Origin of the sequence: Pseudoalteromonas sp. APC 3224, assembly GCF_030407535.1 — a bacterium.
GTDB lineage: Bacteria > Pseudomonadota > Gammaproteobacteria > Enterobacterales > Alteromonadaceae > Pseudoalteromonas.
The window spans coordinates 1-13,508 of record NZ_JASDDF010000055.1; the positions used below are offsets into that span (position 1 = coordinate 1).

The following is a 13,508-nucleotide window of genomic DNA, read 5'->3' on the forward strand; positions in this document are numbered from 1 at the left end:
TAGTCCCACAAGAGGAAGACATGCGTATTAAATTTATATTTATATTGATAACTTTATTTTCGAGCGTATCAAGTGCGCAAGACTTTTTTGTTAAGGAAGTGAGGTTCAAAAACATTGTTGCCAATCTCTATCTTCCTAATACCTCAGAAAAAGTTCCTGTGGTTATTGCAATCGGTGGTTCTGAGGGAGGAATCAGCACAGGTGATGCCAATGGTAAAATGATTGCACCACATGGGATCGCTGTATTAGGGCTCGCCTACTTTAAAGAAAAAGGGATTGCTCAGACACTAGATCAAATACCCTTAGAATATTTTTTAAGTGCAATTGATTATCTTGAGACTGTTTCTTCAATAGATTCGTCAAAAATTGGTTTTATTGGTGGTTCTAGGGGAGCTGAATTAGCGCTTTTATTAGCATCGAAGGAACCACGCATAAAATCTGTTGTAGCGACAACTCCAAGTAAAGTAGCTTGGTACGGAATGACTACAGCAAGGTCAGCGTGGACATTTAACGGAAAAGATATTCCTGCTTTAAGCTTGGAACTTGATGAAAAGGCTCCTTTACTTAATCGATTTGAAGTTGCTTTAGAAAATAAAGACAATGTAGCAAACTCATTATTCTCCTTCGAAAAAATAAATGGTCCAATATTGCTGATTTCAGCAAAAAACGATCAAGTTTGGCCTTCATTTCAAATGTCGAACGAGATAGAGGAATATCTTAAAAAACATAATTTCAAACATTCCGTCACACACAACGCATATCCGACAGGTCATGGTTTTAGTCAAGAGACAGCGCCTGAAATAAAACAGTCAATAATTGACCATTTCATGCGTACTTTATAGTGCTAACATATATGAACCTTAACCGAGTCAATGGACTAGTTTTTTTACCGTTTTCATAAATTGACGTTTAATTCTAAATCAAAAAACAATTCGTTTGCTTCGTTTGCTTCGTCTGTTAAGTAGGTAGCTTACAGCAAATTATGGATTCATGTTACTGTAAAAGTTCATTGAGCTGTCTCCTATAAGGTTGGTTACCCTTTCATCGTAGTTGAATAATCGCGATGCAGGGGAGGAGGCTGAATGAGAATCAAGCCATTTCAACAGGACAAAAAATTGTTGGCTTTTCTCCTTCGTCACTTATTTAAATCAACTAAATTTGCCTATTATTTGGGCGTGATGGATTAGTTTAGTCTTTAACATAATAGGTTACAAAATGTATGAATTTTTAGTTGGCTTGGAAGTTTCGGACAATGGCGCGTATTCAGACTATCGAGCGGCTATGGCACCTATTCTTAGTGCTTTTGGTGGCGGTTTCGGTTTTGATTTTGTAGTTTCGGAGGTTCTTCTTTCAAAAGTTGATACTCCTATTAATCGAGTTTTTACAATTCATTTCCCAAATAAAACCATCTCAGAAAACTTCTTTTCCGATCCTGAATATTTAAAAGTAAAAGCTCAATTCTTTGACGTGTCTGTATCTCACGTAACAATCATTGCGGGCTATGAAAAAGACTCTCAAAATATCATCTAAAAAATATTTTTACTTTGTATTTAAACCTTTATAACAGTTTTTGCGACTAAGTTTTAAAGCAAATAATAAAGGTTTTGTATGAACTACTTAAAGCAGGTTTTAAATATAGCATTATTGGTATTAGTTAGTTTTGCGGGTATTAAGCCCGTGCAAGCTACTAACTTACCTTTTGAACAAATAATCACACCTCAACAAGCAAAGCGAGATATTGCGCAGTGGTCACAATGGCTGCACAGTACACACCCTGATTTAAAACACAGTGTGGCCGACATTGATGCTTTTTACTTGCAACTGAATACTATAACCGCAGCTATTACCGATGAACTTAGCGTGCGGGAGTTATGGGCCCGTTTAGCGGTATTAAATTCAACATTGGCTGATGGGCATTTAAAAGTAGGGCATGCTTCTACGTCGCAATGGCGTAAATGGGTCAATGGTGGCGTGGGGCTTTTTCCATTTGAAGTTGCGATTGTAAACCAGCAACTTTATATAAAATCTAACACAGGCGGTACCAAGAGTGGCTATGCTGAGCAGCAAATAAAGGCGATTAATGGCGTGCCATATGAGCAAGTCGTAGCTCAGTTATTACGCCGCACACATGGTGATACTGATGAATTTAGACAAGAAGTATTAGCACGTCAATTTCATCGTTTATTATATTTAACGTTTGGTTACTCAGAACAATTTAGCATTACCTTAGCAGATGAAGAGCTCACGCTAGCTGCGAGCAAAACTTTGCCACAAAGCATGGTTGAACGCTCATTTGTAGATACTTTTAATGTTGAGTACACAGGTGAGACGGCAACCCTTACAGTTAATTCATTTTCATGGCCTGATTTTAAGCAATACCTTGCCTTTATGGACGCCACTTTTACTCAGCTAACAGAAAAAAACATAAAGCACCTAATAATTGATATCAGTAATAATGGCGGTGGCGATGATGACTTTTGGATGGCAGGAATTATGCGTTATATAACGGATGTACCATATCGTCACTTTTCCCATTATCGCTCTAAGGTGTTGTTAAAGTATCGTGATCCAGGCCAAATAGTAGGTGAAATTGAGTCTGGTGAAAACACTCGTTTTATACAGCCAGAACCTGATCTTGCTAACTTTTTTACCGGGGATGTTGCTGTAAAAATAGGGGCTTACACTTATTCGTCAGCAATTGTGTTTGCTAACACCCTACAAGATTTTTCAATTGCGCCATTGGTTGGCGAAGACACAACAGGAAGAAGCACTCAAACTGGGGGGATCCAGTTTTTAAACTTAATACATAGTAATTTGCAGATGGTCAGCCCGCGCTTTATTTTGACAAGGCCAAATGGTGAGCTGCAAATGACTGGCGTTAAAGTTTCTTCGTTGTGACGCTTAAACACCGAGAACTGATATTAGCATTTTGTTCGTTCACTAAAGTGGCTGTCGCTTTAAAAAATTGCTTAGTATAAAAATCTAAGCAATTGTCTTTAATGCGTATTTTGCTAAACTACAAGCGCTGATACTCGAGTATAAATGTATAACTAACTTCGAGCCATATATTTACCTTTGAATATTTTTATTTATAAAAGGTATTCTATCTAAACTATTACAATTAAGGAAAACGCGTTCCAATGTTTAGGAAAAACATTCGTTGCAGCTTACACATTTTATCATTAAGCATATTATTACTAACCAGCCTACTACCACAAGTAAAGGCCGATGAAATAGATGACTTTTTAATAGAGAAAATGCGCACAGCTAATATTCCAGGATTACAACTGGCAATCGTTAAAGACAATAGGCTGATAAAAAAAGCCAGTTACGGCCTGTCGAACTTACAAGACCAGGTCACGGTACAAAACCATACCCCTTTTCCTATTTTTTCGATGACTAAAGCTTTTACTGGCGTTGCAATTATGCAACTTGCCGCTGAAAACAAGTTATCGGTTAACGATCCGATTTCAAAGCATTTAGATGATTTGCCTAAAGCATGGCAACCGCTAACTATCCGTCAGCTGCTAAGCCATACTTCTGGTTTACCTAAAATATTAAATGGTCATTGGGTTGATTTAATTTCCAATGGTCAGCCAGATCCTGCGTGGCAAGAAGTACTTACTTTACCAATGCGTTATGAAACCAATAGCCGCTTTGAGTACAACCAAACAGGTTACATTTTGTTAGGTAAAATTATTGATAAGTTATCGGGTCAGCCTTTTTCTAATTATATTCAGAAAAATCAGTTGGCTAAACTAGATATGCCCATAACTTTGGCTGCAGGTTTTGCTCATACTGAATCTATTGTCCCTAATCAAGCTCGTCCTTACGTTGCTGGCAATCAAGGAAAGCTAAAGACGGTACAAATAACTTTCGACCCATTCTTTAGAACTGCGGCGGGTATGAGTGCTACCGCAACTGAGCTTGCTAATTACGCGATAGCGCTTCAACAACGAAAACTCCTTGATGAGAAGTACCTTAAAGAAATGTGGTCACCAACGCGTTTAAAGAGTGGTCAAACTGCAGGTTTTAGCAATTTAGAAAATGGTTACGCTCTAGGTTGGCAAACAATTGGACGAGAGCAGCATCCAGCAGTAAGTGCCAGTGGTGGTGATGCTAATTCAATGGTGATTTATCCAAAAGATAACTTAACCATCATTGTATTAACTAATAAGCTAGGAAGCTTGCCAATATTCTTTATTGATGAAATTGCTGGCTTTTATTACCCTGAGATGAAAGCTGAAAATGGTTGGGGGTTGTCACAAGACTTATTCAAACTTTTCCAAGGGATTAAAAAACAGGGCTTTAATCAAGCCATCACTTTAGCGGATGAGATGAAAGTAAGTGCAGCGTTTGATGTGCAAGAAATTAATCTTTTGGGCTATCGCTATGTGGCTAAAAATGAACTAGCAAAGGCATTAGAGATATTTAAGCTAAATGTTCATTTGTTTCCCGACAATGCAAATGCATATGATAGTTTAGGTGAAACCTATGCTGCACTTGGAAATAAACCAGAAGCGATAGCTAATTACGAAAAAGTACTCGCATTTTTGCCGAATAATCAACATGCCCTTAAGCAGCTGGCTCGGTTGAACCAATAACCTAACAAAGCGTAGACAATAAATAAAATCGCGCTAAGGCAACTACCATACTTCGCGCGCTTTAAAAAACTATGCTGGTCGAACTATATGCGGTAAATCTTTACTTCAGACATCAAAAGCGCAATCTGTAAAAGTATTAGTTACTCAAAGCCAGACGACCTCATTGTTCTTATATTTACTGCTGTATATTACTTTTAAACACATTGATTTATTAAAACGGTAACTTTAGGTTGCCGTTTTTTATTCCTACTATTTAAGTTTATTTTAAGCTTGCTCAGTTATTGTAACTAATACTTAAATTCCAGAATCATTAAACCATTGAACTGACTTAGTAACTCATTTTATGTTTCAGATCATTAAACTGTGAGTGATTAAAGGTTAGCCTGTATACATGTACTCATATGCATAAGTGAGCTTTTAACTTTAATGCGTTTATTAGGAGGTATTATGAATTTTAAAAATACAGATACTCATTACAATACACTCTCTGTTGCTTTGCATTGGTTGATGTTTATTTTAATTGTTGCTGTGTACGGTAGTATTGAGCTACGTGAATTATTTGATAAAGGCACCGAAACCCGTGATGCCTTTAAAATGTGGCACTTTATGTTGGGTTTATCGGTTTTAGCTTTAGTTAGTGTGAGGTTAGTTGCGCGTTTAGTGGGTGGTGCAGCACCTGCCATACTTCCTGAGCCTGCAAAATGGCAAAATAAATTAGCTACATTTATTCATATTGCGCTGTATCTGTTTATGTTTGCTATGCCTATAGCGGGTTGGCTAATTTTGAGCTTAGCAGGTAAACCTATCCCGTTTTTCGGGTTAGAATTACCTGCTTTGGTTGCTCAAAACATTGAGCTTGCTAAAAGTATTAAAGAGATACATGAAACCGCAGGGGAAGTGGGGTATTACGTAATAGGTTTACATGCGGCTGCGGCTTTGTTTCATCATTATGTTTTAACTGATAATACGGTATCGCGAATGCGTTTACCTAAATAATAAAACTTAACAGTAAAAAGGGAGGCAGAGTCTCCCTTTTTTAATGTTTAATACTCTTAAACCCAATTCTAAACCCACCCCCAATGTTTACCATTTACATATAATTGGCACCGATAGATCATGCAATATCTCGCCGGTATCGCGCTTATAGGTTTGTAATTAAAAGCTCTCTGCATGGCTACCGCAGTGAATGCCTGTGGGGTCATTAAAAATTTGCTTAGTGCGGTCATTATTTATAGTCAATGGGATAAAATCTTGTCTGCAGACATTTTATAAAATCATTTAACGTTTGTTGAATTGTTTTTTGTAAAAATATGGTCTTTGTTAGTCATTAAAGATTTAAAGGACACACAATGAACTTAACATATGCAAATAACGCAATTACCTTTTTACTTGCACTTAGCTTTATACTACTTGGTGTATCGTTTGCGCTCGGTGCAAATCCAAATACACTAATTGCGACATTTAGCTTTTACGCGCTCGATAGCGTATTAAATACTAATACGCTAGGTCTACTAAGTGGTACAGCCATGATTATGTTAGTGGTGGTCACCCTATTGGCACATTTTAAATTAATAAAGCCAACCTCAGCATTTATACTAGCGCTTGTTGTTAGTATTTTGCCTTTACTAACCTTATTAGCAAGTAATCGCTGGATGACTCAGTTAGGGGGCTTTCCTATTATTGGTAGTGGGCAGGGAATAATTAAATACTTTGCTGCAGTGCCTTTATACTTATTTTTATTTTATAAAAATAAGATGAGCGACAAACAGCATGTCCTTTTAAACTTTATTCCTGTGGCTATGGTTTTGCTATGGATTGGCGGTATGAAATTTTACGATTTTGAAGCTAAGGCCATTGTAGGCTTAGTCGAAACCTCGCCTTTTATGTCTTGGTTATATAGTTTATTTAGCGTGCAAGGTGCGTCGAACGTGATTGGTGGGTTTGATGTATTATTTGCGCTACTACTAGGCGCTGGTATTTTATTAAATAATAAAAAACTAATTATAGTTAGTGGTTTAGCATGCTTGAGCGTTTTTTTAATGACCCAAACGTTTTTACTGTCTGCCCCTAACGCATTTAGCTCAAGTACGCTGTTGGCGCGGTTAGGGCAATTTGTAATTAAAGATTTATGGTATGTGGGAAATTTAATTGTTATTGCCACTTTAATGCTCTCTAAACCAGCTAAACACAGTTAAAGCAATATGCTTTGTTGCTACCAATACAAAATTATTAAATAAAATAATGTGTATAAATAAGCACGTTATTCATACACGAAAAAGCGCCAAAACAGTAAACCATTTTGGCGCTTTTAATTATCAATTTATACTGATTAGTTAGCTAATAACCATTCGCTTAGTAAACGTACACCAAAACCTGTACCACCTGGTGAAAGCTCATCTTTGCCTTTTTTCACTAATGCATTACCAGCGATATCGATATGTACCCAACGGGTTTCGCCAGCAAAATGCTCTAAGAAAGAAGCGGCTGTGGTTGCACCAGGGCCACCTGAGCCCACATTTGTTATATCGGCAATGTCAGATTTCAACATATCTTTATAACCTAACGGTAAACGCCATAGGTTTTCGTTTACTTGTTTACCTGCAAGGGTAAGTTGCGATACTAGCGTGTCATCATCAGAGAATACCGCTGCGTATTCATTACCAACAGCACGAATTTTAGAACCCGTTAAGGTTGCAACATCAATCATGATCTCTGGCTTGTAGTGCTCACGTGCATACCACATTGCATCACTTAGAACTAAACGACCTTCAGCATCGGTATTTAAAATTTCTACACTTAAGCCTTCAGCGGTGCGAACAACATCGCCAGGAGCTACAGCAAACTGCGATACCATATTAGCTGCCATGCCCATAACGGCTACCACGTTTTTATCGGCTTTAGCTAACGCCATTGCTTTTACAGTACCAAGTACTGCAGCAGCACCAGCCATGTCTGATTTCATACGTGCAATAGACGCACCGGTTTTAATACTGTAACCACCTGAGTCGAACGTAATACCTTTACCAACAAGGGCAATAGGGGCATCGTCAGAGCCTTTATAATGAGCAACCACTAAACGTGCACCTTGCTGGCTACCTCTACCTACAGCTTCTAATGCGCCCATGCCTAGCTTTTTTAGCTCTTTAGGCTCTAACACTTTGATAGTAACACCTAACGACGCTAATTCTTTTGCTGCATTGGCAAAATCAACCGGCGTCATTTCTGTAGCCACTTCTGATGTTAAATCGCGTGCTAAAAATACACCTGCTTGAATACTCTCTAATTGGCTGTAAAGCTTGCGAGTTTGCTTGGTGTTATCAACATCAAACGTATAGCTAACTGTTTCAGTGCTTGGTTCTTTTTTGTAGTTTTCAAAACGGTGATCGCGTAGGTTTGCACCGTGGGCAAAATTAGCAGCAAGTGCTGCGTTGTCGTTTGCACCCGTAACATCATCAAAAATAACACTGGCAGTGCCCGCTTTAGCTTTAACTAGGCGAGCATGAATATTACCGCCTAACTTAGCCGCTTTTGCTTTATTTAATTCGTCTGCTTTACCTGTACCTACAACCAAAATACGGCTGTAGTTACTTTTACTAGGCGCGACAAGTTGCGCGACTTTAGCGTAATCGCCAGTAAAGTTTTCTATATCGATAACACGTTGTAATTGGCCATCGAATTGTTTATCAAGTGTTTTAAATTGGCTGTTGCTGCCATCTTGGCTATAAAATACAACCAGCGTATTTGCGTCGCTGTCTACTTTTGTAGAAAAATTAAAGTCTGCTGCTTGTGCATTAATACACATACCCAGTGCAAGCGCGATTGAAGAGGCTTTTATAATACGTTTCATTTTTTAACCTAAGAATAATTTAAAGGGGTGTTTTACCCTATTTAGACTGTTATGGGTAAGTAGGATACGGTGAAACCGCAAATATCAGCGATATACGTCAAAATCATTAGTAAATAATATAAATTTGACTAATGGAAGTGACCTTAAAGGTTTAATAAAAATAACGGTCGCGTTACTATCAAACATAAAGGCATTACGCAGCTTTAAACCACCAACCTAGAGAATCTGCATTGAAAGCAAAAGAAATTCGCAACTTTTATATTAACGAAGAACAGTCTGTTTATTTGTTATCGCACCGTGATGCCAAAAAGCATCGCCAATGGCTTAACATTTGTATTAAACAGCTAACACTACTTGGCTATAAAAATGTTGAAATGATTGGTTCTGGTGCGTTTGGATTTGTATTTGCGGGTGATGATGAACATGGCCTGCCTTGGGTGTTTAAATTTTCAAGAATAACGCTGGCACAAAGTGTGCGAGATCGCCTTGAAGACGAAGCGTATATGCTGTCTCAAATTGATAATCCGCTAATACCAAAATTTTATGGCTTTGAGCGAATTAAAAAACAGGGCATTTTGATGATGGCTCGTGCAATAGGTGAAGATCTTGAAAAAGTATCACTTAAGCAAGGGCGGCTATCTGCCGCAAAAATAATGAACTTAGCGGTTAAATTAAGAAACGTGTTGCTTGATTTACGCCATCATAAAAATGGATTAAGCCCACAACCTATTGTGCATGGCGATATTAAACCCTCTAACTTGGTTTGGGATGAAAATGCCAAGCAGCTTTCATTGGTTGATTGGGGTAGTTCGGTATATGCCCAAGTAGATGAACAAGGCAACCCAATTGCCAGTAATTTTATGGATTTAATGTCGGGTGATTTAAGCACCACTAACGCGCGAATGGGTGATGTGTATTTTATTGGTGATGCGCAAATGTCTGGCGAAAAGTCATCCCCCCGTTTTGATGAGCAGGGGGTTGCATCAACTTTGTATGCACTTGCATCGGCTCAGTCTTGTCGATTTGGTGCTCAGGCTATTCCGGCCAGTAGTTTAATGCTCCCTAAAGAGCTGGCGAATGTAATTGACGGCATGCTTTCAAAAGAGCGTAGTGTCAGGGACAAAGCCGGCGACTATTTTATGCGTAACATAGAAACCATGGCAAAAGCGTTTTTACCAGAACTACCAAAGCAAGACACTAAAGCACGCATTCCTTTTTGGTTTAGCCAAGATCCTGAGCCCGAAACCGTTGTATATAGTTCCCGAAAACAGTTTTTACGCCAAGCCGACCATAAACAGCAATTACTCGATGTAAACGATGCTCAGTTAGATAGGTATTACAAAGAATTTTTGTTTGATACTGGGGATACCGAAAAAGCGTTTTTAGCGTCAATTAGTCGCTTAGCGAAATACCCAGTAGTAGGGGGGCTGAGTTTTCATTGGAAAGATGATTCTCTGTATGTTGAGTCATCACTTATTATGCACGATGAAGCTTTAGCAACCGCATTTACTGATGCGGTAAACAATACAGTGATGCTTGCACAAGCGATTAGTCAAAAGGGCTTATTTAAGTGTTGTTTATTTGATGCCCGTAAAACGATTCAGCTAGAACGCGATGGCACCGGTGCGTTTAAATTTAACCAGTTACCTGAGCTTGACTATGAAGTGGTTAATGTAAAAGCCAGCGATGTAACCCGTCCGCACTCATATTTTGAAGATGGTAAAGATCCCGATGAGCAACTGCAACTGCCTAAAAAGGTGATTAAATGTGTATTTGAGCTAAACCAGATACATCATACGGGTTGTATTATTTTTGAAGCACTACCAGATAGGATGAAGATTCACCATTACTATCGATTACTCGATGCTAGTAAAGAAGTTGAATTTAAACGTTTGCTAAATAAACTCATGCAGTACGCGGTTAATATTACTGATGTGGGGGTCGCTGGTTTTATGAAGTTGCCGTATAAAAATACTCGCGAGTTTAGTTTATGCGAGCAGCAATCCAGCAATTATTATCCTAAAAATCCAAAACAACTACTTAATTAATAAGTCACTCGCTGAGGCTGGTGGCTTAACAATAGAAAGAAAAAATAGAAAGTTAAATGGCAAAATCTAAACCACAAATTACATTAGAAAGCTACGGTATATATTCCAAATGGGACAAAGCTGACAAAGCGTTACCACAAATCACGCAATTCACTACGCAAGTAAAAGCAGAACTTGATATAGAATTTGGCCTGATAGTAAATATCAAAAAAGCCAAAGGCGAAAAACTACATTATTGTATTTATCATCCCGGTATTATAGATGCCGATGGCGAAGTGATGCTGCCTTTTGAGGGGAATGTATATGTTAAAGATAACGATTGGTCGTTTTATTTAGGGGATACGGTATGGGAGCCTATAGAAGATAAAATAGGTAACTGGCGTATGACCTTATCATTAGCAGGAAAAGTCATTGCGGATAAAACATTTAAACTTAGCGAAGAAAAAACCAAAACAGAAGACGACTTTTGGAAACACCGAGGCTATTAATTTCTTCATTAAGCAAAAAAGCTAACAATAAAGTTAGCTCTTTTATGAAATTAGCTTAGTTACCCCAAGGGTTACTTGAACTTGAACGCTGTTTACGAGTACGGGCACGTTGCTTGGCAGCTTTTTTCTCTTGAATACGCTTAGCATCAGAAAAACTTAACTCGCATGGTTCACCTGGCTTATCACCTTCAGGGATAATACGGTCGCGGGGTGGCAATTCGTATTGCACGTCATCTGGGCGTGGTAAGTTTTTAAGGCGGTACAAATAGAAATTATCTACTTTTTGTTGTGCCCACTCGGTTTTACGTAAAAATTTAACTGCTGACTTAATGTCAGGATTATTTTTAAAGCAGTTGAGTTGTAAGTAGGCATGCAGGAGTTCCCACCCATATTGCTCAACCAGTTCTTCAACCACTTGCTCTAATTTAACGCCTTGCAGTGGGTTATTACTGAAAAGTTCTTGGTTGCTCATAGGTGTTCTCTCGTTATTAAAAATACGGCTAGTATTATAAATTTAATAACGAGAGTTTAATAGCAAAAATGCTTAACTTTGACAATTAACCACAACACGACCACGAATTTGGCCCTGCATGAGCTGTTCAGCATTTTCAATAACCTGATCAAGTGTGATTTCGGTCGAAATTTTATCTAAGTAATCGCTACTAACTAGGGATGCTAAACGAGCCCATGCTTGAACACGATCCGCTTTAGGACGCATTACGCTATCAATACCCATCAAAGAAATACCACGTAAAATAAATGGCGCCACAGACGCTGGTAAATCCATTCCTTGTGCAAGCCCACAAGCTGTTACTACGCCACCGTATTTAAGTGAGGCACAAATATTAGCAAGTGTGTGGCTACCTACAGAATCAATTGCAGCAGCAAAGCGTTCTTTTTGCAGTGGTTTACCTGAGTTTGAAAACTCGTTCCTATCAATTACATTAGTTGCACCTAATGATTTTAAATAGTCAGCTTGTTCCATACGACCTGTTGCTGCGGTTACTTGATAACCTAGCTGGCTTAGTAAATAAATAGCAAAACTGCCTACGCCACCATTGGCACCCGTGACTAACACTTCACCTGAGTCAGGAGTGATCCCTTGTTTTTCAAGGGCAATTACGCTCAACATTGCTGTGTAACCGGCAGTACCAATTTGCATAGCTTGTTTAGCAGATAAGTTAGCGGGTAGGGGAATTAACCAATCGCTGCTAAGAGCCGCTTTTTGGGCTAGGCCACCCCAGTGTTTTTCGCCGACACCAAAGCCATTTAAAATAACCTTATCGCCAGCTTTAAATTCTTCACTGTCGCTGTTAGTAACTGTACCTACTAAATCAATGCCAGGTACCATAGGAAAGCTGCGAACTACAGGACCTTTGCCAGTAATGGCTAAGCCATCTTTGTAATTTAGGGTACTGTACAGTACGTCAATTAATACATTTTCGTTTGGTAGATCGTCACTGTTTATGCTGCTTAAATTGGCACTGTAGTTGTCGTCTTGCTTATCTATAACAATAGCTTTAATAGGATTGCTCATTAGATTTCCTTTTAGACCGATCGTCTTTAAATTGATAAAAAAATGCATTATCTGAGTAATGCGCGTAAAAACATTTCTGTGTATAAAGTCAGTGGTTTGCTTGATTGTGTTAGTTTAGCTCGCATTACAGCGCCTTCCCAACCAATCCAAAAATATTCACTCATTTGTGTAGTATCAACATCAGTTTTAATAGTATGTTGCTGTTGAGCTAAGTCTAAGCACTGTGTTAACTGTGCTTGCCAAGCATGGTAACTTTGCATTAGGCGTATTTTAAACTCGTCACTTAAATGATTGAGTTCTTGGTTTAAATTGCCTACTAAACAACCGCGTTTGTAATCATACTTTTGCATCCCAGCTATAGCACTTTGGGTAAAGTTAACAATGCGTTCTAGGGGCGGTACTTCAGGTTGTTCTAAATAAAACTTAAGTTTAGCTATAAAAAACGTGTCGTACGCATCAACCAAAGCTAAGCCAAATGCTTCTTTACTTTTAAAGTAATGATAAAACGAGCCCTTAGGGACTTTGGCTTTTTTTAATATGGTGTCGAGCCCTGTGGCACTAAAACCAAACTCAGTGAGGGTTTCTAATCCCACACGAAGGAGCAACGCTTTAGTGTCTGCGTTGTCTCTGGCTATTTTGGGTGGGCGGCCACGCCTATTTGTAACTGCTGATATTTTATTCATAACTTATATTAGACCGATCGGTTTTAAATAATCAAGTGTTTATTTGCAATCTTTATAAAACAACGAAATCTGTTCATTTTTCGATTACAAATTAATGAGGAACTTTAGCTTATATTGCCAGTCACAAATATGACACTTATGTGTTTTTGAGCCGATATGTCGGAACATTTTAATAAAGTTATATATGTTAAAGTTGATTAGGGTCTGTTGACCTTTCAAGGTTAAATTTGCAGCTGTCTGTTTGGTATTTAGGCAAGGCAGCGCCTATGTGGTGTGGTTATTTCCCATAAATAGGCGATAA

Annotated in this window: 12 protein-coding genes and 1 pseudogene; 8 read left to right on the plus strand and 5 right to left on the minus strand. The window is 38.4% G+C overall.

What is annotated here, in order from left to right:
- From QL989_RS18450 to QL989_RS18470, 5 genes are all read left to right on the plus strand, one after another.
- A partial coding sequence (locus QL989_RS18450) for an acyl-CoA thioester hydrolase/BAAT C-terminal domain-containing protein (RefSeq protein ID WP_290171571.1) occupies positions 1-842 on the plus strand: 842 nt, incomplete at its 5' end.
- A gap of 373 nt (positions 843-1,215) precedes the next feature.
- On the plus strand, positions 1,216-1,530 hold the full coding sequence (locus QL989_RS18455; protein WP_178956048.1) for a DUF1330 domain-containing protein: 315 nt from the start codon (positions 1,216-1,218) through the stop codon (positions 1,528-1,530).
- Between the two features lie 78 nt (positions 1,531-1,608).
- Positions 1,609-2,898, plus strand: coding sequence for a S41 family peptidase (locus QL989_RS18460; RefSeq protein ID WP_290171572.1), 1,290 nt, complete (start codon positions 1,609-1,611; stop codon positions 2,896-2,898).
- Positions 2,899-3,140: 242 nt separating this feature from the next.
- A complete protein-coding gene (locus QL989_RS18465; protein WP_290171574.1) occupies positions 3,141-4,604 on the plus strand; it encodes a serine hydrolase in 1,464 nt (487 codons plus the stop codon).
- 447 nt (positions 4,605-5,051) lie between these two features.
- Positions 5,052-5,600 (plus strand): cytochrome b, encoded by a 549-nt coding sequence (locus QL989_RS18470; protein WP_290171575.1) that lies wholly within the window; start codon positions 5,052-5,054, stop codon positions 5,598-5,600.
- 40 nt (positions 5,601-5,640) lie between these two features.
- Here QL989_RS18470 and QL989_RS18475 read toward each other — a convergent pair.
- A pseudogene (locus QL989_RS18475) lies at positions 5,641-5,831 on the minus strand (methyl-accepting chemotaxis protein); the annotation flags it as partial.
- Positions 5,832-5,953: 122 nt separating this feature from the next.
- Here QL989_RS18475 and QL989_RS18480 point away from each other — a divergent pair.
- Positions 5,954-6,799, plus strand: coding sequence for a DUF417 family protein (locus tag QL989_RS18480; RefSeq protein ID WP_290171576.1), 846 nt, complete (start codon positions 5,954-5,956; stop codon positions 6,797-6,799).
- Positions 6,800-6,933: 134 nt separating this feature from the next.
- Here QL989_RS18480 and QL989_RS18485 read toward each other — a convergent pair whose 3' ends face one another.
- A complete protein-coding gene (locus tag QL989_RS18485) occupies positions 6,934-8,451 on the minus strand; it encodes a leucyl aminopeptidase (protein WP_290171578.1) in 1,518 nt (505 codons plus the stop codon).
- 230 nt (positions 8,452-8,681) lie between these two features.
- Between QL989_RS18485 and QL989_RS18490 the strand changes: the two genes are divergently transcribed.
- Both QL989_RS18490 and QL989_RS18495 read left to right on the plus strand, forming a co-directional pair.
- Positions 8,682-10,499 (plus strand): phosphotransferase, encoded by a 1,818-nt coding sequence (locus QL989_RS18490; protein ID WP_290171580.1) that lies wholly within the window; start codon positions 8,682-8,684, stop codon positions 10,497-10,499.
- Between the two features lie 56 nt (positions 10,500-10,555).
- Entirely contained in the window at positions 10,556-10,987 is a 432-nt protein-coding gene (locus tag QL989_RS18495) for a DUF3859 domain-containing protein (protein WP_290171582.1), read from the plus strand.
- A gap of 55 nt (positions 10,988-11,042) precedes the next feature.
- Here the strand turns inward: QL989_RS18495 and QL989_RS18500 are convergent, their stop codons facing one another.
- From QL989_RS18500 to QL989_RS18510, 3 genes are all read right to left on the minus strand, one after another.
- Complete coding sequence (locus tag QL989_RS18500; protein WP_290171583.1) at positions 11,043-11,459, minus strand: VF530 family DNA-binding protein; 417 nt, start codon at positions 11,457-11,459, stop codon at positions 11,043-11,045.
- A 72-nt stretch (positions 11,460-11,531) separates the two neighbouring features.
- Positions 11,532-12,524: an MDR family oxidoreductase gene (locus QL989_RS18505; RefSeq protein WP_290171584.1), complete on the minus strand. Its 993-nt coding sequence runs from the start codon at positions 12,522-12,524 to the stop codon at positions 11,532-11,534.
- A gap of 47 nt (positions 12,525-12,571) precedes the next feature.
- Complete coding sequence (locus QL989_RS18510; protein WP_290171585.1) at positions 12,572-13,207, minus strand: TetR/AcrR family transcriptional regulator; 636 nt, start codon at positions 13,205-13,207, stop codon at positions 12,572-12,574.
- Positions 13,208-13,508: the final 301 nt, after the last annotated feature.